21 protein-coding genes are annotated in these 22,093 nt (G+C 57.4%); 10 read left to right on the top strand and 11 right to left on the bottom strand.

All coding sequences use genetic code 11. The features are described from left to right. Positions 1–56: 56 nt before the first annotated feature. The 9 genes from ABEA08_RS18545 to ABEA08_RS18505 all read right to left on the bottom strand — a co-directional run bounded on the left by ABEA08_RS18545 (position 57) and on the right by ABEA08_RS18505 (position 7,814). Positions 57–458: a hypothetical protein gene (locus ABEA08_RS18545; protein WP_345336891.1), complete on the bottom strand. Its 402-nt coding sequence runs from the start codon at positions 456–458 to the stop codon at positions 57–59. 554 nt (positions 459–1,012) lie between these two features. Continuing rightward, positions 1,013–1,321, bottom strand: a complete 309-nt coding sequence (locus ABEA08_RS18540) for a hypothetical protein (protein ID WP_345336889.1) — start codon at positions 1,319–1,321, stop codon at positions 1,013–1,015. Positions 1,322–1,685: 364 nt separating this feature from the next. After that, complete coding sequence (locus ABEA08_RS18535) at positions 1,686–2,513, bottom strand: substrate-binding domain-containing protein (RefSeq protein ID WP_345336887.1); 828 nt, start codon at positions 2,511–2,513, stop codon at positions 1,686–1,688. After that, positions 2,510–2,704 (bottom strand): hypothetical protein, encoded by a 195-nt coding sequence (locus ABEA08_RS18530; RefSeq protein ID WP_345336886.1) that lies wholly within the window; start codon positions 2,702–2,704, stop codon positions 2,510–2,512. Before ABEA08_RS18530 ends, ABEA08_RS18535 begins: the two co-directional genes overlap by 4 nt. Positions 2,705–2,706: 2 nt before the next feature. After that, positions 2,707–3,441, bottom strand: a complete 735-nt coding sequence (locus tag ABEA08_RS18525; RefSeq protein ID WP_345336884.1) for a DNA-binding protein — start codon at positions 3,439–3,441, stop codon at positions 2,707–2,709. Continuing rightward, positions 3,438–4,001 (bottom strand): core component of ECF transporter, encoded by a 564-nt coding sequence (locus ABEA08_RS18520; RefSeq protein ID WP_345336883.1) that lies wholly within the window; start codon positions 3,999–4,001, stop codon positions 3,438–3,440. The genes ABEA08_RS18525 and ABEA08_RS18520 overlap by 4 nt, the downstream gene beginning before the upstream one ends. Further along, positions 3,998–4,630 carry an energy-coupling factor transporter transmembrane component T gene (locus ABEA08_RS18515; protein WP_345336882.1) on the bottom strand — a complete coding sequence of 211 codons (633 nt, stop codon included), beginning with the start codon at positions 4,628–4,630 and terminating at the stop codon, positions 3,998–4,000. Before ABEA08_RS18515 ends, ABEA08_RS18520 begins: the two co-directional genes overlap by 4 nt. After that, positions 4,617–5,867 (bottom strand): ATP-binding cassette domain-containing protein, encoded by a 1,251-nt coding sequence (locus ABEA08_RS18510; protein WP_345336881.1) that lies wholly within the window; start codon positions 5,865–5,867, stop codon positions 4,617–4,619. Before ABEA08_RS18510 ends, ABEA08_RS18515 begins: the two co-directional genes overlap by 14 nt. 3 nt (positions 5,868–5,870) lie before the next feature. After that, positions 5,871–7,814 (bottom strand): TonB-dependent receptor plug domain-containing protein, encoded by a 1,944-nt coding sequence (locus ABEA08_RS18505; RefSeq protein WP_345336880.1) that lies wholly within the window; start codon positions 7,812–7,814, stop codon positions 5,871–5,873. Positions 7,815–8,176: 362 nt separating this feature from the next. On the opposite strand from ABEA08_RS18505, the gene ABEA08_RS18500 reads away from it, so the two are divergent. After that, positions 8,177–8,710 carry a porin family protein gene (locus ABEA08_RS18500; protein WP_345336879.1) on the top strand — a complete coding sequence of 178 codons (534 nt, stop codon included), beginning with the start codon at positions 8,177–8,179 and terminating at the stop codon, positions 8,708–8,710. Between the two features lie 179 nt (positions 8,711–8,889). Here ABEA08_RS18500 and ABEA08_RS18495 read toward each other — a convergent pair whose 3' ends face one another. Then, entirely contained in the window at positions 8,890–10,989 is a 2,100-nt protein-coding gene (locus ABEA08_RS18495; protein ID WP_345336878.1) for a methyl-accepting chemotaxis protein, read from the bottom strand. A gap of 665 nt (positions 10,990–11,654) precedes the next feature. After that, positions 11,655–12,524, bottom strand: a complete 870-nt coding sequence (gene folD, locus ABEA08_RS18490; protein ID WP_345336877.1) for a bifunctional methylenetetrahydrofolate dehydrogenase/methenyltetrahydrofolate cyclohydrolase FolD — start codon at positions 12,522–12,524, stop codon at positions 11,655–11,657. 179 nt (positions 12,525–12,703) lie between these two features. Here folD and ABEA08_RS18485 point away from each other — a divergent pair, with 179 nt between their 5' ends. From ABEA08_RS18485 to ABEA08_RS18445, 9 genes are all read left to right on the top strand, one after another. After that, positions 12,704–14,452 carry an ABC transporter transmembrane domain-containing protein gene (locus tag ABEA08_RS18485; protein WP_345336875.1) on the top strand — a complete coding sequence of 583 codons (1,749 nt, stop codon included), beginning with the start codon at positions 12,704–12,706 and terminating at the stop codon, positions 14,450–14,452. Next, positions 14,439–16,202, top strand: coding sequence for an ABC transporter ATP-binding protein (locus ABEA08_RS18480; RefSeq protein WP_345336873.1), 1,764 nt, complete (start codon positions 14,439–14,441; stop codon positions 16,200–16,202). The genes ABEA08_RS18485 and ABEA08_RS18480 overlap by 14 nt, the downstream gene beginning before the upstream one ends. A 188-nt stretch (positions 16,203–16,390) precedes the next feature. Next, positions 16,391–17,740: an aminodeoxychorismate synthase component I gene (gene pabB / locus ABEA08_RS18475; RefSeq protein ID WP_345336919.1), complete on the top strand. Its 1,350-nt coding sequence runs from the start codon at positions 16,391–16,393 to the stop codon at positions 17,738–17,740. Positions 17,741–17,851: 111 nt separating this feature from the next. Next, a complete protein-coding gene (locus tag ABEA08_RS18470; protein ID WP_345336871.1) occupies positions 17,852–18,346 on the top strand; it encodes a TlpA family protein disulfide reductase in 495 nt (164 codons plus the stop codon). A gap of 116 nt (positions 18,347–18,462) precedes the next feature. Beyond that, positions 18,463–18,678, top strand: coding sequence for a DUF4266 domain-containing protein (locus ABEA08_RS18465; protein ID WP_345336870.1), 216 nt, complete (start codon positions 18,463–18,465; stop codon positions 18,676–18,678). Continuing rightward, the gene (locus ABEA08_RS18460) at positions 18,669–19,982 is read left to right on the top strand and encodes a DUF3570 domain-containing protein (protein ID WP_345336869.1); all 1,314 of its coding nucleotides are present in this window, start codon (positions 18,669–18,671) and stop codon (positions 19,980–19,982) included. The genes ABEA08_RS18465 and ABEA08_RS18460 overlap by 10 nt, the downstream gene beginning before the upstream one ends. Before the next feature lie 9 nt (positions 19,983–19,991). After that, positions 19,992–20,873 (top strand): FAD:protein FMN transferase, encoded by an 882-nt coding sequence (locus ABEA08_RS18455; protein ID WP_345336868.1) that lies wholly within the window; start codon positions 19,992–19,994, stop codon positions 20,871–20,873. Positions 20,874–21,014: 141 nt separating this feature from the next. Then, positions 21,015–21,350: a hypothetical protein gene (locus tag ABEA08_RS18450; protein WP_345336867.1), complete on the top strand. Its 336-nt coding sequence runs from the start codon at positions 21,015–21,017 to the stop codon at positions 21,348–21,350. Positions 21,351–21,422: 72 nt separating this feature from the next. After that, the gene (locus tag ABEA08_RS18445) at positions 21,423–22,019 is read left to right on the top strand and encodes an NUDIX hydrolase (protein ID WP_345336866.1); all 597 of its coding nucleotides are present in this window, start codon (positions 21,423–21,425) and stop codon (positions 22,017–22,019) included. Positions 22,020–22,093: the final 74 nt, after the last annotated feature.

Genomic DNA, 22,093 nt, shown 5'->3' with positions numbered 1-22,093 from the left:
ACAACTACCCGTTCATTTTTTCAACCGTTCGAAAAGATATTCTAGAGACAGTTCACCTAATCGATAGTGTGGAACTCCTTAAGAAACTCGGTGCGACTGTTGGCGGCAAAGCGGGCATGCTCGGGGTGATTCAGCGGCCGACGCTGATCGGCAAAGGCAGGAGCGATGTAGCCCCAAGTCGAGTTGCGCGCGAAGTAGATCACCAAGTCGACGTGGCTGTCCTGCCACTTGTTCTCGACCCAATGATCGTCACCGCTCGCCTCGACGGTTTTGATCTGAATACGATGATAATTCGGCCCATCCGAAATGAGGATGTCAGTCTGATGGCCGTTATCCAGGATCGGCGTAAACACCTGCCAGCCGTCATACATCAACCAGCTGATCACCATACTCTCAAAACTCATGTTTTTTAGGGTTTGGTGGGTATGTTTAGGGGTTTGGGTGGTTCTTCTGGGCATGTTGGACAACGCTCCATTCAGTCTTAAAACAGGAAAATTAAAGATCACTGCTTTGTTGCGTGTACGGCGGCAAACGCCAACTCGTCAGAGGCTTACTCGGTTGTATTGACAGAGCCGTACACAATCGATTTCTAGCCGAAAACAAGAGGCGCTTCAAACCGCAGTGCCTGCCGTTCGCTCAGCAGCCCTATTGGCTCAATTGTGCGGTATTGCATTTTCGTCAACATAACGGAAACTGCCCCCCTGCGTGTGACTGATCCGATACCTTGTTCCTGCGACCCACATAACCTGACAATCGATAGCAGATCAAGTCTGGGACGACACGCAAGCAAGTTCCTTTAAAATTCGTGCTCTGCGTTGAAACCGTTTGCTCTCTCCAGACAGGCACCAGTGCATCCGCACTCTCCTTGCATTCACCACCGTCTTGTTTTTTGAAGAAACAAACTAAAGCGTGCGATGTTTCAGTAGTCTTTACCACGCCGTTGGTTCTTGCTTGATTTTGACAGCAGTGCACTGCGATCCAGCGGCTCCACCCGTTCGTTATTTCTATCGGCTCAATAACCTCGCTCGATATACGCAACCATCACACTGCATCCTGCCATCACCGTAAGCAGGATACTGCCATACTCCCGAAACTCCTTGCCATGTGCATCTTTCGTCCAGCCAAAGACACGCACCGGCTCGCCACCCACTACGCCAAGTGTCCGCAGCTCATTCCATTCAGCCAGATATTTATGATGAACCGCCGCGTTAACGAGATGATAGACATCGATTTTAAGCAGCTTGGACGCGGCCGGAAAGATAGCCAAAACCTCTCCGGTATCGATATCAATAACAGCAATCGCACAAGAAACAAGCGACAACAACTCTCGGGCAACAAGCAGCGAAGGGTTACCACAGGGGTGGAAAAGCGCAGTTTATAACATGACAAACTGGCTCTTGAATGATCCGTTAAGACTCTAATCTGTGCGCCAAAAACTCACACAATCACTTGTAGTCTCAATGCGTTGAAGTAACCATAGTAACGACAAAACCGCAAAACACCTCCAGTCGGCCGACCTTCGTTTTCTTTGCGTTTTACAAACGACATCATATCGAGCGTGACCAAATTCACACTTACATTGCACCAGATCTTTACTCGAGCCCACTGCAATAGATCGGATCGCTCAGACAACGGCAATCCGATCCCAACAAAACGTTGACTGCTCGAGGCTGCCACCCATCGGATCAGTTGTGACGTCCGTAAGGCCACCACAGCTGACGCTCACTGCCCATGGTGCGGAACGCGGCGATCTTCGCCTGCGTATCCGTTCGGATCACATACTGTTCAAATTGGCGGGCCGCCGATTCATTCACACCAGATACCTGGTCACTGCGTACCACAGAGCTGGCCATCACTCGGTGCAAGATGGGATCATCGGCAACCAGAATGGCTAAATCACTGTCGTTCTGCGCTTGATAACGCAGGAATGGGAATGCCCCCCAAACGACATAAGCCTGTTGCTTTTCTGCCTGTCGCACCGCGGCTGCCTTCGCGTACGTTTTGTCGCTGGCCTGAGCCAGCGGCTGTGTCCCTCCGTTTTGCGCCTGCAAGAAATCGTGAATAAATTGCGGCCCGGGCAGCGCGTTGGCGACAAACGGTGACTGCTGCTGTTGCAAGCGACTAAACGCGTCGCGGGCATTGAGCGCGGCAATCCCTGCCGGATCCGACTTGGGCCCAATGATCACCGCTTGGTTCGCAAACAGCATGCGCGGCCAGTGACCCATCCCATCGGAAATAAAGGTCTCCATACCGGACTTGCCGTAATGGGAGATCACCAGATCCGCTTGGCCGGTACGGCCCTGACGGTGGGGATCATTAGAGGATCGAAACTCGACTTTGACCCCTGTTTCCTGTTCAAACCCTTGCGCCAGCATCGCCAGCAGTCCGCTATAGACCGGGGTGCTCACCGACACGATCCGCAGCGGGGTTTCATGTTTCTGTTTTTGCGCTGCGGCCGTAGGCCCCGCAATAAGCAGCAACGTCAGCGCCCCGCACAGTAGAGTGTGTCTCATTCGTTGCGCTCTCCTAAAGCTTTACCACATTCAAACCCTGCAGGCAGCCAACGGCGAAGCCCACAGTTGTAACAACTGCGCACGCAATCATCGTCCATCTGTTCATCTTCATCATCGGCGACAAAAAATGAGCACCGATCTGCTTGTTGTCGAACCTTTGCTAAGACAACTGAGGTCATATCGATCTTCATGCTCAATACGCCTGCAACAAGGGTTTACCGGCGTTATGCCACTTGCCGTCAACCCTTTCTACCAATAGAGTCGCTTGATGATCCCACCAGATGGTCTTGAGCTTGCCTTGCAGGTTCACTACCTCAGACATTTCCAGCAAGGTACCTTGTGAGTCCATCACCTGTTCGATCCCATCCTGTGCCAACAATTGCGCTACCGTGTAGGTGCCTGCGGCCAACTCCAGTTTGCCTTTGCAACGCCCATCAAAGCCGCCATAACGTAGGGCAACGCCCGCCAGTGCGCCGATCACGCCGATCCCCTCGCCACCATGCTCACTCAGATGCAGCCCCAGCTCAAACGCCAATTGATACGCCTGCACCCGGTTGAGTACCTGTTGTTTCGCGGCCTCGCCATAGGCTTTGAGTCGCGGATCGGCCAGCCTTGAGGCGGGTGCGATGCACAGGCCGGGGTCGGAACCTTCAGCAGCATGGCTCAGAAGGTATTGCTGTGCCAATGCGCAAATGGCGCCCCAATGTTGTGTCTGGGTCTCCACCTCGAAACACATGCTGGAGTTGTGGGAGGTATAGGCGATGTCCGGGTGCACCAAAAGCTGATGGCGAGTCACGCCACTGCATCGGCCGAGCGCCAATCCCTCAATACATTGAGCGATCTCTTCCGCTAGCTCGCCGGTGCCTTTACTGCCCAGAATGTCGGTATCGTCGATACACATATACAGCTTCACTGGTGCCTCACTCATACAAGGGCCCCCTTGCGTACCCAGCTAGGGACTCGGTGCTCGCCGATCAACTGATGGTGCGCCAAATGGCGTAGCAGTTTCGGCACCATCAGACACGCCAGGCCAGCAAACAGTGTGCCACCGCCGGTTTTCCACAACGCCTTGACGGCGATGAGCTCCCAGGCCGCTCCGACCAGCCACATCTCAATCGCCCCCTTGAGCGCCCAGCCCAACACGCCAACAAACGCCACAGCCCAAGCTGTGATAAAGCGCCAGGGTGCATTGGGTAGAAACAGCAGCGCGAACTCCAGCGCAACCGCTGGCATCATAAACTTCAACAGCACCAACGGACCGCCTTTACCCATTCCCATGATCATCGCCAGCAGTCCCACCATCAAACCGCAGTAGATCACCGAGCCACGCACCGGCACCAGCCCACGGGCCAGTAGGAAGGTGGTCATCACAAAGAACATGGAGTGGCCGGTCAGGCCCAACTTAAAGCGAAACACCGATTTGACCGCCACAAACAACAGTGCCAGCGCACCGAGTAGCAGCGCATCGGCTAGAGAAAAGCGTTTCATAGTAGATCCTTATAGGGAAAACGGGTTACCGGTTGTTGCTCCTGATAGCCGCGGCAGCGCAGCGCGATCTCCTGCTGCTGGCTGTAGCGCATCAACTGGACGATCAAGGGCAGCAAGACGGTTTCAGACAACTCGCGGTAACCGTGTAAACGGGTAAAATCTTTTGGGGCAATACGCGCGCCGCGCAGTCGCGCCAGTTGATAGAGCACCCGGGTTTCATTGACCAGATGGGGCAGCAACGACAGCGCCGCACTGAGCACCGCGGCATTGCGCACCGACATCCAAGGATCCAGCGCCAGCACCACATGATGGCTCTGGGTCGACAGGTAAAACCACAGCCCTGGTAAGATGGCCAACAGCACCCGCGACGCCACTTCCATCGCCGGCAACACGCCGTCAACACCGAACTTGAGCAGATAGACGCCGATGATCAGCGCCCAGTTCACCGACATAAACAGGACGACCCGACGTAGCTGACGCGCTCCACCGGGGCATTTCAACACCAGTCCTACCAGCAGCAGCGCCATCAAAGGCAGCCCCAAGACGGGCACCATCAAGGCGGCGACCACCAACAGCGGCACCAGTATCAATTTGGCTTGGGTCAGCCGAACGGGATCACACTGCCACATGTAGCCTCCCCGCGCAGATCTGCCATTGCTGACTCACCTCATGGATAGGCCGGTGGCTGGCGATCAGGATCGCGCCACCGTCATGACAATAACGGTTCAACATCTGCCAGATCCGTGCCTGGCTGCGAGCGTCCAACCCGGCAAAGGGATCGTCCAGCAGCAGCAACTTCGGCGCTAGTGCCAACTGAACCGCCAGCGCCAGCAGATGTTGCTGGCCATAGGACATCAGCAACGGCGAGCGATGACGGTGTGCGGCCAGACCGAGCTCCTCCAGGATCACCTCAGCCTGATCTTTAGCGGCGGACGTGTCATAACCACGCCGCGTCAACGAGAAACACAGCTCCTCCAGCGCCGTCGCGCAGAACAGCTGGCGACTGGGCTGCTGCAGTAGGCAGGCGATCTGACTGACGTCGACGCTGTGCCACTCGCCCTCCAGCCCCTCGCCCAGTCCGATCAATGCCTGCAGCAGCGTGCTCTTGCCGCTGCCGTTTGCGCCGTGCAGCGCGATGCATTGGCCTGCCGCCAGCGACAGATTCTCGCCTTGATACAGGGTGCGCTCCGACGCCGACAGCACAAACCGCTCCAGTGTCAGCACCATCTGCTCGCCCGGCTCAGGCCAAGTCAGGACAGGTGCAATCCCCTCTTGCTTGTCACTCAGTGACAGGCTGTGGGTCGCCAACGCCTCAAACGGAGAAAGATGATGCTCGCAGATCAACAGCGTCAGGCCCTGTTGTTGCAACTGGGTCAGACAATCGAGCACCTCGGCGAGCGCCTGAGGATCCAACTGCGCCCACGGCTCATCGAGCAACAAGAGTTGCGGTTGAGCGATCAACTGAGCGGCGATTAACAGTCGATACTTCTGTCCTTGTGACAGGGTCCCGACTCGGGTATTGAGCGCCAAGTCCAGCCCGACCCGCGCCAGCGCCGAGCGGACTAGCTGCGGCATCAACTCCGGATCGACCCCCTGATGCTCCAACCAGAGCGCCACCTCCGGTCCGATCTGCTCACGCATCAGTTGCACGCAGGGATCCTGCATCACCAAACCGACCGTTTCCGGTCGGCGAATGGTGCCCGCAGCGGGTTCGAGTAAACCGGCGACGGCCAACAACAGGCTGCTTTTACCGCAGCCTGTCGCCCCGCCGATCAGCGCGCAATCCCCGGCTGACAGGAACAGCGACACATCCTTAAATAGAGTCAACTCACCCCGTTTCAGGGTGAGTTGTTCAAGCTGCAGCATGGTTTAGAACTGAGCCTTCAATTGCAGCATCCATTCACGGCCGGGGCGGGGAGCTTCACGGCTAGTGACGTAGTCCTCGTCGAGCAGATTGGTGATGGTCGCTTGCCAGGACAAGCCATCCCACGGCAAAGGCTGGGAAATGCTGATGTCCACCAAAGAGAAGTTATCAATGCTGAACTGCTCCTCCTTCTGGTAGTAGACCTGATCACGCAGATATTGCGCATCCAAACGCGCCGTTAGCTGCCATGGCAGACGAGCCACGGCGGATGCCTTGATGCTGTGCGTCGGGCGATACTGCAGCGCAGTCCGGCCCAACTCACCTTCGCGATCCTCTGCGTCCAGATAGCTATATCCCAGCACCAGATCCACCGCGTCAAAGCTGTGGTTATGCCATTGGGTGTCGACACCGATAAAGCGGTAATGGGCAAAGTTTTTCGATATCCCGTCTTCGTCTTTCTCGATGTAGTTGTCCACATCGGAGTAGAACACGCTGGCGCTCAAGCGGTTAGCCTGACCGAGGCGATGATCCAGCCCCAGCTCGGCGTGGAAGGTGGTTTCTGGTACTAAGTCTGGATTGGCACTGCTGCCTTCAAACAGCGAGGACAGATCTGGATAGCGGATCTTCCTTGCTACACTGGAGGAGAGCTTGGTCTGCGTGCCCAGCATCTGATAAGCCGAAGCCAAGGCGGAGTAACGTACTTTATCGTCGATGGTGTTATCGTGCGCGCCACCGGACAGCGTGACGCCCTGCTCGGTGCCCTGCCACTGATATTCTACGACTGCAGAGCGGGTTTGCTGGTGCGTATTGATCGCCCCATCATCATCGCCACCGGAACCACCGCCACTACCGTCGCCACCGCCGCCACCGCCGCCAGAACCATCACCTGATGTCAGCCCGGGTAGCTCGTAGAAGTTGGATCGCCAGCTTTGATGATCGAGCATCAAAGAGGTGGTCAACAGGTGCGCGTCTTGCTGAAACAGCCACTGCACATTTGCACCGCGATTCAATTCGCGGGAATCCGTTTCACTAAGTTTCTCTGCCAAGGTGTAATCGGAATAATCACCGAGAGTTTGTTCTTGCTCACTGACGTAGGCAAAGCCGCGCAGATTGTGATGTTGATTGATGCGATGATCACCGGAGAGCTGCAGTGCATAGCGGGTCAGGTCGTCAACGCGAGAGACCTCGCTCTTGTTCTCATTGACCTTAATTGGGGCGCCTTTCTCCTCGGTCGCCACATTGGCGGTCAATGCTAGTCGAGTATCTGCCGCAGCCTGCCAACCGAGACGACCGGACAAGGCATGGGTTTCTCGGTCGCTGTTATTGCGCAAACCACCATCTTCTTGGGAGCCGGGCTCAAAGTCTGAGCTCAAACGGAAGCCACGATCACCATAGCCCTGGTAGTTCAGTGAGCCAGACATGGAGTCTGTGCTGCCCGACACCCCAACTCCCGCCTGCCAGCGGTCGTCATTGCCGTAACCAATGTTGGCGTGTGCTCCGGCAGAATCACGACGGGTGATCACGTTGATCGTTCCGGCATTGCCGCCTGGGCCATACAGCAGAGAGCCACCGCCGGTCACCACATCTACCCGCTCGATCTGACTGGCAGGGATGAGGCTGGGATCAAACTGGCCATCTTCCGCCATGTTCTGCGGCACACCGTTGATCAAAAAGGTCACATGGCGAGTCTTGTAACCACGAATATCGACCCGTGGGGTGCCTTCGCCGCCCCAGCGGACGTTCACGCCAGGCACAGTTCTCAGGATCTGGTCGAGCGAAACAGCACCGGATTGCGCAATGCTTTCTCGGTCAATCTGATATTGAGTGGTCGCCATCTGTTGGCTGGTCGGCTGTTCACCGCGAATAACGATGACATCTTCGATGCTTGGCGGCGCAGCTAGGGCACAAACCGGCAAACCTAGGGCAATAAGTGGAGCGAACGATTTCATTTGGTAACGCTTCTTCCATGGAAATAATCCCGACAGTGTCGCCAAAGGATCACTTGGCAAACAACGCCATCAATCCAATTTCACGCTCTTAATCACCCAAAAAACAACCCTTTCCGTTACAGTCCGACAAAGTCCGAACTGATGGGACACAATGACCCGCTCGCTCTCGATGGCCCGAGCGACCTGCGCCGAATGCCGTGAGCTCGAGTACAAGAGACAAGCCACAAACTGAATTCAAACCGAATGTATCGGCATTACATCGCGCTAGAGTAAAAACTCTGATCTGGCTCAATATTGACCGCGCTATTGTTCGATATGGTGACAATGAAGCTACGCCATTTTGATCCACCAGGAGGTTACTGATGAGAACCCTTACCACTGCAATGATCGCAATGATCGCCTGTTCTGGTTACGCCGTTGCTAATGACACCTTTTTGGGGGTTGGGATCGGCTGGCAACAAGATAAAGTGCAACGCACCGTGAGCGAAACAAGCGATGCCGCTCACTATCAGTTACGTGCCGGCAAGGTACTGGAGGAGCAACACAGGATCAGCGCCAGCTATTCCTATAAACAAGACGACTTTCAGTGGGCGGGAGACAAGTTTGACCACACCCAGCACCTGGCATTGATCAGCTATGACTACCTGCAGCCTCTGGCATTGCAAGGAAAGCTGGCGGGATACATCGGGCCAACCATCGGCTTGGCCAGCAACAAACTCGATGACCGTGAGCGCACCACCTTTACCTGGGGTGCACAGGCAGGACTGCAGTACCGCCTGACCAGCAACTGGTCCGTTGATCTGGGTTATCGCTATCTGGACATGGACTACAACCACCGCAACAATCAGCTCAATCATACCCATCAGGCAACGATGATGTTCGACCGGCGCTTCTAATCCCCGCAGGGCTTCGCGCATATGCCGAAGCCCGCACTCCTTCCCCAAAGCAAACACGGCTCAGCAACGCCTTGAAGTTTTATCTCAGTCTGACACTTTATCCACACAGGCGACAGCGCTGTTTCCCCCGGGGTTAACTTCAAGCAGGGATCACTGCTGTATGCGAATACGCTCAGCCCCTAAAGGACAAAGCGATCAACCTGTGTTTCGAGTCGCTGGATCGCATTTCGTACAATGGAGGTGCGACGACTGAGTTGCGCCGCACCCTGCGCCAATCCCTCACTCGATTCTTTGGCTTGTTGCGCCGTGGCCGCATGCACCTGACTGCTTTGGGCCAATAGCGCCATCGCCGAAAACAGAGTATCTGCAGTCTGACTCAGCCTCCGGTTTCGGTCCTCCTCTTCCCCGGAACCGCTGCCCTGATCGACCGCCTGAACGCCCCGCTCCATCGACACAACAGCCGCTTCGGACTCCTGACGCAAACGCTCCATGATGGTACCGATATGAGCTGCAGCATCCGAGGTTTTGCTGGCCAATTGACGGACCTCATCCGCCACCACGGAGAATCCACGCCCATGATCGCCAGCGCGAGCAGCCTCAATCGCGGCATTGAGTGCCAGCAAATTGGTTTGGGCCGTGATATCACTAATTAACTTAACAATATCGTCGATCTGCCCCATCTGAGCGTTCACCTGTTTCACGCTTTGAGATGAGTTTTGTACAATCGCCTTCACTGAGCCTGTATTGGCTTGGGCCTGTTTCTGTTCCTCCTGCGCCAGGGCGAGCGCTTCGTGCATCTGGGTCTGCATACCGTGGGCAGAGTCGTTCGCCTCGCCGATCTCTGCGTACTGGCGATCCGACAGCGTCAGTAAAGCCTCAATTGCGTTTTTTGTCTGCTGAGTTGCGTCGTCAACGCGTTGGCAACGACGCAACATCGATTCACTCGCCTGTTTCACCTCATTGGAGGCCCACACCATCTGTCCCAATGCCCCCTGCAGATTGTCGATAAGGCTATTGATCCAGCGCCCTAGCTCAGCTGACTCGTCAGGAACCCCACTGGAATGCGGCACACGCTGGGTCAGATCACACTCGCCTTCGGCGATCCGCTGCAGTACTGAGGTCATCTCAGTGAGCTGACCTGCCAAGGGGCGAAACGCCCAACAGTGCAAACCGAGGCAGGTCATCAATAACGTGGTCAGAGTTACTACCATGGCCATTCCGGCGTCGAGGTCGAACCCTTGTGTCAGCCCAAAGGGCAAAAGTGCGGTGATCCCCATCGCCAGGATCGCCCGCTTCAATAAGGTCAACCCAACCGAGCGGTGACGATACACCTCCTCAAGATCGGCTTCACACATCATTCCCCAACGGTCAGGTGAGCCCGGCAAGCTAAAGGTGATCCCCTTACCGATCACCGGCACATGTCGGTAATCCGAATAACCCGGATACTCAACAAACAGGTTTTGCCCGTTGGCAATGGTCTCACGCACACCTGGGTGCAGTTGCCCTGTCGCAGGATCCGTAAAACGGATCTCAAACTCAGTATGGGCACGGATCCGAACTTGGCCCCACCGAGTTCGGATCCCAGACTTTAAATTCTCTCCATGACTGAATGTATCGTCTTCAAAACGGGAGCGAGACAATGCCGTCCCGGGCAAAATGTCAGGCTCCAACTGAGACCGCACCATAAAGACATAGTTATCGCCGGATTCAGCATAGATATGACCCGCTTCCCGCTGGATCAAGTCGCCCAAGACATCATTAGGGACCCTGGCACATAAGCACCCTTGCCCGTCCGGCAAGGGAAAATAGAACATCAGAGTCACCGCATCATGGAAGCTAGAACTGGATGGCCCAAGTGCCAAGGTTCGGGGATCCACATAAGGGCCATGCAAGAAAGGCCCCTCAAGCCCACGGCAAACCAGAGCGCTGTCCAGCGGCGCAGGCAAAGCTCCCTTCGCGCTGCTGTAATGCACCTCTCCTTGCGTCCCCACCACAAACAATTCACTGATATCACTCGCACGGGCACACAGTTGCAGCAACGCTTCCTGCTGCTCTGATCCCGGCTTGCTGTTGAGATAGAGGGCAGCATCCTGCAAAAATGCCCACTGACTTTCGGCCCAGCTTTGCAACAGTTTCACTCTGTTATGGGCAAAGCTATCAAACGTCTGCTCCAATAAAGGGATACGGTGACGGTTTAGCCAGCAGGCTTTACCTAAGTGCCACTTGCCGTTTGCCCCAAAATAGGGCAACCAGCCCCGTTCTTGTGCAGATAAGCGCATAGTTTGAGTTCCTTTCTTGTTCTCGTTTGATGCTAAGTACCAATGCAAAAATTAAGCCATTCAGATACTTGTAAGAAAAAAGCACGGCAATCACGACAGTACCTAGCCAGCGCTCCCTCAGTTCAACATCATCGAAAGACTAGTGTTGGCGGCGGTAAGCAGCCATGTTGTGGGTGTCTATACGGGTTCATCCAACGTCGAGCGGAATTCGCCGCCAAGCGAGGGGGGATCCGCCATGAGGTGCTGCATTGAAATGCGGATCGTCTTTTCCTTGATAGCGCTTGGCAGCATCAAATGTACACAATGCGCGCAACAACGCGCTCATACTGCTCTGATCGAGGGCAACAACGGATGACTGCGAACGCCCGTTACGGCCAGCCGAAAGCCCTGACCTCACTTTTTTGTTCATTCACGTTATTCGGTGTCGATGTCAGTTTGCACTTTAATGTCGATGATCAGCCCTAAATGCCAGCGGCGCCCCCCTTTAAGCTGCTGTCATTTTCACCGAAAGGCTCAAGCAAATTCAGGCGAAGTCGGAGTGGCGGATCGCAGCCGAGCGGTCCCCTTGGCGACGCATACCCTGCCCTCGCTACAGGTAATGCCTTCCCACCCAATGCGCACAAAAAAGCGAGCCGCTTGGCTCGCTCGTCATCGCAGCAAACGGGTTACGCCGTTTGGTTGCGGTACGCCTGCAGGGTGTTGCGCAGCAGACACGCTATGGTCATAGGGCCGACCCCCCCTGGAACTGGGGTGATGGCGCTGGCTACCTCGGCGACTTGGTCGAAGGCGACATCGCCCACCAAACGGAATTTGCCGTCACGCTCGATGCGGTTGATCCCCACATCCAGCACCACGGCGCCGGGCTTAACCCAATCGGCGGTGACCATCTCGGCACGGCCGACGGCGACGATCAGGATATCGGCCTGACGACACAGCGCTTCGATCTCAGCGGTGCGCGAGTGGACGATGGTGACGGTGCAGTGCTGCTGCAGGGTCAGCAGCGCGGCGGGCTTACCGACGATATTGGAGCGGCCGACGACAACCACGTGCTTGCCACTGAGCTGATCGCCCAGGGTCTTTTGCAGCATGATAAGGCAACCCAGTGGGGTACAAGGAACCAACACCTCTTTGGCGCCCGACAGCAATAGGCCCATGTTTTCGGGGTGGAAGCCGTCGACGTCTTTGCGGGGATCGATAGCGCAGATCACCTTCTGCTCGTCGATGTGCTTGGGCAACGGCAGCTGCACCAGAATGCCATTGACGCTGGCATCACCATTGAGTTGGGCAAGCAGGGTCAACAGTTCGGCTTCGCTGGTGTCGACATCGAGTTTGTGCTCGATGCTGCGGATCCCGGTTTGTTCGCACTTCAGCAGCTTATTGCGCACGTACACCTGACTGGCGGGATCTTCCCCGACCAGCACGACCGCCAGACAGGGAGCGGCATTGCCTTGCTCAATGAGCGCCGATACCTGTTGCTCGACGTCGGCCAAAACCTCAGCAGACAGGGCTTTTCCATCAATTAAACTCGCGCGCATCTCTCTCGTCTCTATTGTTATCAATACTCCATAGATTAATGCAGAGATCGCCAGGTTCCCAGTGTGTCTCTCTGTTTTTATTTGATAACCAAACACACAGCTATTCACTTGTTTTGGCTGTGCTATTATCGGCGACCGCCGTTTCGCCGGATGCTTAGCGGGGTTGCTTTAGGACTGTTATGTCGCTGTTTCGTCACCTTGGCTGGTTTTTCCGCCGCCACAAGTTCACCTATGCCTTGGCGCTGCTGATGCTGTTGGTGGTGGCGTTGATGAACATCAGCGTGCCCTATCTGATCGGCCAAACCCTCGATGGCCTATTACAGCAGCCAGAGCAACAAACCGGCTTGTTTGGCTATCTGCCACAGCTGCTATTGCTGGGGCTGGCACTGTACCTACTGCGCTTTGGTTGGCGCATGGTGTTGTTTGGCGCCTCTTATCGTCTCGGCGGCGATCTGCGCCAGCAACTGTTTCGCCGCCTCAGTCGTCAGGGGCTGGCTTTTTACAGCAGCCACAGCACCGGCGATCTGATGGCCCGCGCCACCAATGATGTGGATGCGGTGGAGGTGGCCGCGGGCGAAGGCATTTTGACCGGCTTCGACGGCGTGCTGACCTTTACCTTTATCCTGCTGATGATGTTCAGTGTGATCGACTGGCGCCTTACGCTGGTGGCCTTGCTGCCCTTCCCGCTGATGGGACTGGCGTTTTATCGGATCTCCAAGTTACTGCACCGCCATTTTCATCAGTCGCTGGAGCGCTTCTCTGAGTTGAACGAGGCGACCCAACAGGCGATCGCGGGGATCCGCTTAGTCAAGGCGATGGGCCGCGAGCGGATCGAGAGCCAGGGGTTTGATCAGATCACCGACGCAGCGGCCGAGCGCACCTATCAGGTCGCCCGCGCAGAGGCGATGTACGATCCAGTGATCTTCGTCTGCCTGGCCTTCACCACGGTATTGTCATTGGGGTTTGGCACCTGGCTGATCGTCCATGATCAGCTCACGCTGGGTCAACTCACCAGTTTCTCACTCTATCTGGGTCAGTTGATCTGGCCGATGTTTGCCTTCGGCTGGCTGCTGAATATCGTCGAGCGAGGCAACGCGGCCATTGTGCGGCTCGATAGTGTGCTCAATGCGCCGGACAGTGTAGTCGATGAGGGCGAACGCGCGCTGACGCAGACTCGGCTACAGATCTCCGATCTCCGCTTTTGCTACCCGGATGATCCGAGCACGACGGCCCCCGCGCTGACGATTGACCGGTTGGATCTGCCCCCCGGCAAGGTGCTGGGGATCGCCGGTCCAACCGGTGCTGGCAAGACGACCTTGGTGCGGCTGCTACAGCGACAATTTGACTGCGCCGGCGCCATCACGCTGGGCGAGCATGCCATCGATCAATACCCATTGGCGCAGCTGCGCAGTGCCTTTGCGCTGGTACCGCAAGATCCCTTCCTGTTCAGTGCCAGCGTGCGCGATAACATCGCCCTAGCCCGCCCGGACGCCAGTGATGAGGCCGTCCGTCAGGCGGCGCGACTCGCTGCAGTGGAAGCCGACATTCTGCGCTTCCCTGAGGGGTTTGAGACGCAGGTGGGCGAGCGTGGCGTTACCTTGTCCGGCGGGCAACGCCAGCGGATCGCCATCGCCCGGGCGCTGCTGAGTGAGGCGCCGCTCCTGATCCTCGATGATGCCTTATCGGCGGTGGACATGGAGACCGAGCAGCAGATCCTCTCCCATCTGCGTCGCCACAACCGGCAGCAGAGCCGGATCATCATCAGCCATCGTTTATCGTCCTTGATGGACGCCGATGAGATCGTGGTACTGCGCGCGGGGGCGCTGTGCGAGCGCGGTCGGCACCATGAGCTGATCGCGCAGGATGGCTGGTTCAGCCGCATGTGGACCTATCAACAGATGGAGGCGGCGCTGGATGAGCAGGCCTGATCACAACCGTACCTTCCGTCTTTTGGCTGGGTACATCTATCGCGATCCCCGCTTGCTGATCCGCTCGCTCTTGCTGCTGTTACTGGCAACAGCGCTGGACGTGGTTGGGCCACTTCTGGCCAAGATCTACATCGATGACTACCTGTTGACGGGGGATCTGCGCTGGCAACTGATCCTGCAATTACTGCTTATCTATCTATTGTGTCAGCTGGGCGCCGGGGCGTTTCGTTACCTGCAGGCCTTGAGCTTCACCAAGATGGCGCTCAATGCGGTAACCGATATCCGCAAACGCGCCTTTGCCCGGGTGATGCGGCTGCCCATGCGCTATTTCGATCATGCCCGCACCGGCCAACTGGTCAGTCGGATCACCAATGATACGGAGGCGATCAAGGATCTCTACGTCCAGTTTCTTTCCAACGTGCTGGGCAATGCGGTGATGCTGCTGGGCATTTTGGTGGCGATGGCGCTGCTGGATCTCACCTTGATGATGATCGCGCTGGCGCTGGTGCCGGCGGTGATCACCATCATCTATCTCTATCAGCGTTTGTCCGGCCCGGCGGTTGCGCAAAGCCGAGTGCAGCGTGCCGAGATCAACGGCAGCTTGAATGAATCGATCGGCGGGATGGCGGTGATCCAGGCCAGCAATCAATCCGAGCGCTTCCTGCGCCACTTTGGTCAGATCAACGATCACTATTACCGCAGTCGGCTGCGCACCGTGTTTGCCAGCGGACTGTTGCTGCGTCCGGCGATCGATCTGCTCAGTATCACCACCACAGTCGGGATCCTCTGGTTGTTTGGCCAACAGGTGGTCGCCGGCGTCGCCGAGATCGGGGTGCTTTATGCTTTCTTAAACTACATGGCTCGCTTTACCGAGCCGCTGGCCGAGATCACCCAGCGTTTTAATCTGTATCAGCAAGCAATGGTGGCCGGCGATAGAGTGGCGAAACTGTTAGATGAGCCGGAGGCACGCTATGGCGAGCAACAGGCGCAGCTCGACAATGGCAGTATGACGCTGACGGGGTTAAGTTTTGGCTACCTACCAGCAAAAACGGTACTGCATGATATTGATCTGAAGGTGCCTGACGGCGGCTTCTACGCCATCGCCGGCCATACCGGCTCCGGCAAAAGCACCCTCTTGTCGCTGCTGCTGGGCTTCTACCCGGCGCCTCGCGGCAGCGTGTTGATCGGTGGCAGCGATATCCATGATCTGGCGCAGTCAGCGCTGCGTCACGGGATCGGCCTGATCCTGCAGGAGCCGTTTGTATTGGCGGACAGCGTCCGCGCCAATATCGACATGGGCCGCGGTCTAAGCGAGCAACAGGTGCAGAGTGCGGCACGCAAGGCACATCTGCATCAGGCCATCTTGCAGTTACCGCAAGGCTACGCCACCACACTGGGCGAAGGCGGTTTGCGCCTCTCTACCGGCCAGCGCCAGCAGTTGATCATCGCCCGAGCCCTGGCCGGTGAGCCGCGGATCTTGCTGCTGGATGAAGCCACCGCCAACATCGACAGCGAGACAGAGCAGGTGGTGCAACAAGCTCTGGCGCGACTGCGCGGTGAGATCACCATCATTGCTGTGGCACACCGCTTATCGACCATCAAACAGGCGGATCACATCGTGCTGCTGTCACACGGCAGGATCAGCGAGCAGGGCGATCACCGTCAATTGATGGCGCTGGAGGGCGGCACCTATCGCGCCATGTATGAGTTGCAGCAACAGGCGGCACGGATAGAAGCGATCAACGATTGAGATCGGTCGACGCGACGATCTCACTGTTATTGCCAACGGTTCGCTGGCGAATGCGCCCAGGCCTGTCCCCTGAGGCAGCGGGGTGTGCTATCCTCGCCGCCACGTAAGTTGACCGCCAGATCTATCCTATGTCTTTGATCCGCCGCCCCCTACCTGTCTCATCTCTGTTTGCCAGCGCGCAAGATGCGATGTGCCCGCTCACCCTGTTTGCACCGCTGTGCGCGCAGCCTTGGGCCATGCTGCTGGACTCCGCGTTTGAACATGGCGGACGCAACCATCCAGATGCGCGCTTTGACATTATCGTGGCCGATCCCATCGCAACCCTCACCACCTATGGCCAGCACACGTCGGTGCAACTGCCGGACAGCCGCTTTGACAGTAAGGCCGATCCGCTCCTGCTGGTACAGCAGATCCAACGCCGGTTGCTGGGGCCACTGTGCGACAAAGAGCGAGAGTTGCCCTTTACCGGCGGCGCACTGGGTCACTTCAGTTACGATCTGGGTCGCCGGTTTGAGCGCTTGCCCGCCAGCGCGTCCGATGACATTGGTGTGCCTGAGATGGCGGTGGGGATCTACGACTGGGCCGTGCTGATCGATCATCAGCTCGAGCGTGTCGAGTTACTGGTGCGCGGCAGTGACGCCGACTGGCATCGGCGACTCGTCTGGCTACAGCGCCAGGTTGGCCAGAACGCACCGATGGAGGATTTTCGTCTGCTGGGCCCATGGCGGGATCAAACCTCACGTCTGCAGTACCAGCGTAGCTTTGACCGGGTTCAGGCCTATCTGCGCAGCGGCGACTGCTATCAGATCAACCTGACCATGCGCTTCTGTGCCGACTATCAAGGCGATGAATGGCTGGCCTACCTGAAGCTGCGCCAGGGCAATATGGCGCCCTTCTCCGCCTTTATCCGTCTGCCCGACGCTGCGCTGCTGAGTCTATCACCAGAGCGTTTTCTCCAGGTCAACGGCCGTCAGGTGGAGACCAAGCCGATCAAGGGCACCCGGCCGCGCCACGCCGATCCGCTGCAGGATGCGGCGGCAGCGGACGCATTGCGCCACGCCGATAAGGATCGGGCCGAGAATCTGATGATCGTCGATCTGCTGCGCAATGATCTGGGCAAGATGGCCGCCCCGGGCTCGGTCAAGGTGCCAAGCCTGTTTGCCATTGAGAGCTTTCCAGCGGTGCACCATCTGGTCAGCACCGTCACCAGCACCCTGGCCGAGAGCCGCACCGCGCTGGATCTGCTGCGCGGTGCCTTTCCTGGCGGCTCGATCACCGGCGCGCCGAAGATCCGAGCCATGGAGATCATCGAAGAGCTGGAGCCGTCTCGGCGTAGCCTCTACTGCGGCAGCATCGGTTACCTGAGCCAAAATGGCCATATGGACACCTCGATCACCATTCGCTCACTCGTAGCCAAGCAACAACAACTGTACTGTTGGGCGGGCGGCGGTGTGGTCGCCGACAGCGAATGCGACGCAGAATATCAGGAGATCTTCGACAAGCTCAGCCGGATCCTGCCACTGCTGCAGCGCGACTGATTTTCAATCGCGAAAATTTACCAAACTTTTTGTTAACAACGTGTTCCAATGGGGTGTCATCAGTGACAATCTGACTCCCGAGCCGGTGTCATAGAGCACAAGGAGGATCCGTTGTTTGCATTGTTTCGCGCCACCCCATTTGTTGCGCTGTTGTTCAGCCTCTCCCTCAGCGCACAGCCCGCGCCCGACTTTCAGGTAACGCACGCCGAGCAAAGCCTGCATCGACTGTCACAGGACAAGGTGGTGTATGTCGATTTCTGGGCCAGCTGGTGTGGTCCCTGCCGTCACAGCTTCCCATTTATGAACGAGCTGCAGGCCGAGTTTGCCGATCAGGGCTTGGCGATCGTCGCCATCAATGTCGATGTCGATCCCGCTGACGCCCTCCCGTTTTTAGACAAGTACCCCGCAACCTTTCCCGTCCAGTACGATCCCGATGGTGTGATCGCAGCGGCATTTGCGGTGCCTGGCATGCCCACCAGCTACCTGATCAAAGACGGTGAGATCCTGGTGCGCCATATTGGCTTTCGTAAAAGCCAGAGTGCAGCACTCAAAGCGGAGATCGGCCAATATCTGGACGCCGCAGCGTCGGAGCCGCCATCGCGCTGAGCAGCCGATGAGCGAGCAAACATGCAACGCCTGAGTGATATGTCGCATCGGTGGTGTGCTGAGCCGCTAAAAGCTGCTAACTCACACGGAAGGAAACACGCAGTAAGGAGACCGCGATGAAACGGTTTTTAACCCTACTCGGCAGCGTGCTGCTGATCAGTGGTTGCAGTCATCTCGGCGTCGAGCCCTGGCAACGGGAACGACTGGCCGATCCGCGCATGACGATGGAGGCCAACGCCATCGACAAGGGCTTTGACGATCACATCTACTTCTCGAAAGAGGCCAGCAGTGGTGGACGCGGGACCGCGGGAGGCGGCTGCGGATGCAACTAAGCCACAACCCAACCGCCTCCGGCGCTTTTTACAATATCAGTGCTGCCTTGGCGGTGGCCAGCGCCGCGCTGATCGCCACGCCCGCGCAAGCCGATTGGTTTGAGGACGACGCCGGCTGGCAGCTCGATACCGCGCTGCTCTATTACGGCGAAGATGGCGCTCGGATCACCGCCGTGGAAGGTAAGATCCAGGCCGTTCGCACCAATGCCGACGACGGTGCGCTCAGTATGGCGCTGACGCTAGACGCCTTAACCGGCGCATCGGCCACCGGCGCAGTGGCGCAACAACAGGCGCAAACCTTTACTCGCCCCTCTGGCCGTGGTGAATACACCACGGCCGCCGGTGATACGCCGCTGGATGACTCGTTTCAGGACACCCGGCTGCAGCTCAATCTGGGCTGGCGCCAACCGATTAATGCGCGCTGGGAGTACGACATAGCCAGCCACCTCAGCAAGGAGTACGACTATCTGTCGTTGGGCCTCAGCGGAGGTGCAACCTATTACTGGAACAAGAAAAACAGCGCACTGCGAGTCGGCGCGTCCTTGTTTTACGACACCATCGAGCCCGAGGGCGCTATCCCATTGCCCTTGGCACAGATGCCAATACGCGCGGACTATCCGTCTGAACAAGCGTTTGTCGAGGCGTTCAATGCCACCCGTGGTAACAGCAGCGACAACAAGAGAACGGCAGAGATCTCCCTCGGTCTGACTCAGGTGATCAACCGCGCCACCGTGATGCAGTTTAACTACAGCTATGCCCAGGTGGACGGTTATCAGACCGATCCGTTCAAGCTGGTGAGTGTTATCGATCAGACCGGCACGGCGTTGCGTCAGCTCTATGAGTCCCGCCCCGATCAACGCAGCAAACATGCGCTATTCTGGCAGACCAAGATCCACCTCGGCGGGCCCGTACTCGATACCAGTTACCGCTTGATGACCGACGACTGGGGCATTGATTCCCACACGCTGGATCTGCGCTTCGACTACCGCTTCGACAAGGGCCATTATCTTGAGCCGCACCTGCGCTACTACCGACAAAGCGCCGCCGACTTCTATCGCCCATTCTTATTAGAGGGCGCGTCTCGTCCGCAGTACGCCACGGCGGATTATCGACTGGCCGAAATGACCACCTACACCGTCGGGTTGAAATACGGCTTCCCGGTTGGCCGATCGCAGCAAGCATCGCTGCGACTGGAGTATTATGTGCAAACGCCGGAGGGAGACACTGGCCCGGGCCAGCTGCAGTCGCTGGATCTCTATCCGCAGATCAAGGCGCTGATGGCGCAGATCAGCTACCGCTTTTGAGTCGCCGCCATGATACCGACGCTGATCCGCCACAAAGATCACTGGCAAGGCCACTTTGTCGCCATGGCCAGTGACTGCGAGTTGTTGATCGATCCCTGCCCACAACCACTGGCGCAGCAACTGCTCGAACAAGCCTGTCGGATCGCGACCGGGATCGAGCATAAATACAGCCGCTACCGCCGCGACAATGTGTGGGCACAGCTGCACCGTTCACGGGGCACAAAGATCACGCTAGATCCCGAGACCACGCGCTTGTTGCACTTCGCTCAAACCTGCTTTGAACTCAGCGACGGGATGTTTGACATCACCTCAGGGCTCCTAAGGCAGATCTGGCCGTTTAACGCTGACGGCGCGCCGCCAACCCAGCAACAGATAGACGCGCTGCTACCGCGGATCGGGTGGCAACGGGTTCAGCTGCACGGCGACCAATTCCTGCTACCGTGGGGGATGGAGCTGGACTTTGGTGGGATAGGCAAGGAGTACGCGGTGGATAAGACCGCCGCCCAAATGGCGCAGATCGCCCCCGAGTTATCCGTGCTGGTCAACTTTGGCGGGGATATTGCGCTGTCCCGGCCCAGAGCGAAACCCTGGCAGATCGGGATCAGCCCGGCCGGATCAGAGCCAGCTTTACTGCAACGACTGTCGATCCGCCACGGAGCGCTCGCCACCAGCGGCAGCACCCAACGTTTTTTGCTGCACAACAACATCCGTTACAGCCATCTGCTTAACGCCAATACCGGCTGGGCCACCCACGGCGGCCCGGCCCAACTGACGGTTGCCGGCCGCTCCTGCCTGCAAGCCGGCCTACTCAGCAGCTTAGCGCTCCTGCATGGGGCCGATGCCGAGGCGTTTATTCAAGCGCAAGCGGTGCCCTACTGGCTGACCCCTTAGTTACCCACAGTCACTGGCGCATTTTTCCATCATTAGTTCAGCTTCGCTCAAACATTAAGCGGTATGATCTCATCTATCCCACATCGGCGGGCGTAGCATGACAGACGCTTGCTCTGATCCTGTGGCCATTTCGGAGGCGGTATGATGAAACCTTGTTGGTTGATCGCGGTGTTGCTACTGAGTTTTTCCGGTGTCTCGGCGGCTCAGCCCTACTTGTGTGCTGAGATGATGACCGATCTCGATAACGAGCCCAGCGCCGTGATGCGCGCTCGACTGGGCACGCTGTACGAAACCGATATCGAGCCGATGCAGTGGCAACGCTTTAACACCTCGTTTTATGAGGTCGCCACTCAGGCACAGCTCAAAGAATCCATCGCACGGCTTGCCTTGGCTTGCTCGCAACCGGTTAACGCCGAGCGGGATGTGGCCGAGGTGATGCACAAAGCCCAGTTGGCGAGCCTGGAACATCCGCTTTAAGCGTCTACCGGGTGCTATTCGCGCTGAGCTCTGGCAAGCTGTTAACTCACAGGTAACAGTGACAAGGATCCCATGAACCGAGCGCAATTTATCACCCGGTTTCAAATGAGCCCGTTGCCCCCGCTAGAAGACCCATTGGCCGCGGAGCTCGGCAGCCACCCTAAATTACGCGATGCCGCCGTACTGATCGCCTTGGAAGAGCACGATAAACAGCTTCACATCTTGCTGACCGAACGAACCGCCGATATGCCGACCCATGCCGGCCAGATCGCCTTCCCCGGCGGTAAAGTGGACCGAGGCGATGCCTCGCCGTTCGAAACCGCAGTGCGCGAATCTTGGGAGGAGATCGGCTTGCCCCGTAACGTCATCGAACACGTCGGCGAGTTAGCGCCTTTTCATACCATCAGCCGCTTTCGCGTCTGGCCTCAGATCGCCTTCATAAATGCGCCTTTTGAGCCTATCCTGTCTGAACGAGAGGTCGCCCGACTGTTTCGTGCACCGCTGCAGGACTTTCTTGATCCACAGCAACGTTGGCGCGTCCCCATCAAGCGCAGACAGGGCGAACACAGCGTTTACTTCATGCCGCATCAGGTATGGGGCGCCACCGCAGCGATGCTCGAGCAGCTGGTTCGACAATTAGGCTACGGAAAAGCCCCTGTCGGGCCTTGAGAAACTGGCATTTCAAGGTAAGATGTCGGGTTCCGGTAGAAACCGGTACACCACATAGATTTCGACTCATTGGA

The sequence above is a fragment of the Ferrimonas pelagia genome (assembly GCF_039543565.1).
Taxonomy (GTDB): domain Bacteria; phylum Pseudomonadota; class Gammaproteobacteria; order Enterobacterales; family Shewanellaceae; genus Ferrimonas; species Ferrimonas pelagia.
The sequence above is the reverse complement of the archived record's forward strand: the minus strand, read 5'-3'. Positions and strand labels throughout refer to the sequence as shown.

What these genes read in the sequence shown, in the direction of transcription:
- ABEA08_RS18545 (WP_345336891.1), bottom strand. Translation starts at nt 458, where the DNA reads ATGCCCAGAAGAACCACCCAAACCCCTAAACATACCCACCAAACCCTA.
- ABEA08_RS18535 (WP_345336887.1), bottom strand. Translation starts at nt 2,513, where the DNA reads ATGAGACACACTCTACTGTGCGGGGCGCTGACGTTGCTGCTTATTGCG.
- ABEA08_RS18530 (WP_345336886.1), bottom strand. Translation starts at nt 2,704, where the DNA reads ATGAAGATCGATATGACCTCAGTTGTCTTAGCAAAGGTTCGACAACAA.
- ABEA08_RS18525 (WP_345336884.1), bottom strand. Translation starts at nt 3,441, where the DNA reads ATGAGTGAGGCACCAGTGAAGCTGTATATGTGTATCGACGATACCGAC.
- ABEA08_RS18520 (WP_345336883.1), bottom strand. Translation starts at nt 4,001, where the DNA reads ATGAAACGCTTTTCTCTAGCCGATGCGCTGCTACTCGGTGCGCTGGCA.
- ABEA08_RS18515 (WP_345336882.1), bottom strand. Translation starts at nt 4,630, where the DNA reads ATGTGGCAGTGTGATCCCGTTCGGCTGACCCAAGCCAAATTGATACTG.
- ABEA08_RS18510 (WP_345336881.1), bottom strand. Translation starts at nt 5,867, where the DNA reads ATGCTGCAGCTTGAACAACTCACCCTGAAACGGGGTGAGTTGACTCTA.
- ABEA08_RS18505 (WP_345336880.1), bottom strand. Translation starts at nt 7,814, where the DNA reads ATGAAATCGTTCGCTCCACTTATTGCCCTAGGTTTGCCGGTTTGTGCC.
- ABEA08_RS18500 (WP_345336879.1), top strand. Translation starts at nt 8,177, where the DNA reads ATGAGAACCCTTACCACTGCAATGATCGCAATGATCGCCTGTTCTGGT.
- ABEA08_RS18495 (WP_345336878.1), bottom strand. Translation starts at nt 10,989, where the DNA reads ATGCGCTTATCTGCACAAGAACGGGGCTGGTTGCCCTATTTTGGGGCA.
- folD (WP_345336877.1), bottom strand. Translation starts at nt 12,524, where the DNA reads ATGCGCGCGAGTTTAATTGATGGAAAAGCCCTGTCTGCTGAGGTTTTG.
- ABEA08_RS18485 (WP_345336875.1), top strand. Translation starts at nt 12,704, where the DNA reads ATGTCGCTGTTTCGTCACCTTGGCTGGTTTTTCCGCCGCCACAAGTTC.
- ABEA08_RS18480 (WP_345336873.1), top strand. Translation starts at nt 14,439, where the DNA reads ATGAGCAGGCCTGATCACAACCGTACCTTCCGTCTTTTGGCTGGGTAC.
- pabB (WP_345336919.1), top strand. Translation starts at nt 16,391, where the DNA reads ATGTGCCCGCTCACCCTGTTTGCACCGCTGTGCGCGCAGCCTTGGGCC.
- ABEA08_RS18465 (WP_345336870.1), top strand. Translation starts at nt 18,463, where the DNA reads ATGAAACGGTTTTTAACCCTACTCGGCAGCGTGCTGCTGATCAGTGGT.
- ABEA08_RS18460 (WP_345336869.1), top strand. Translation starts at nt 18,669, where the DNA reads ATGCAACTAAGCCACAACCCAACCGCCTCCGGCGCTTTTTACAATATC.
- ABEA08_RS18455 (WP_345336868.1), top strand. Translation starts at nt 19,992, where the DNA reads ATGATACCGACGCTGATCCGCCACAAAGATCACTGGCAAGGCCACTTT.
- ABEA08_RS18450 (WP_345336867.1), top strand. Translation starts at nt 21,015, where the DNA reads ATGATGAAACCTTGTTGGTTGATCGCGGTGTTGCTACTGAGTTTTTCC.
- ABEA08_RS18445 (WP_345336866.1), top strand. Translation starts at nt 21,423, where the DNA reads ATGAACCGAGCGCAATTTATCACCCGGTTTCAAATGAGCCCGTTGCCC.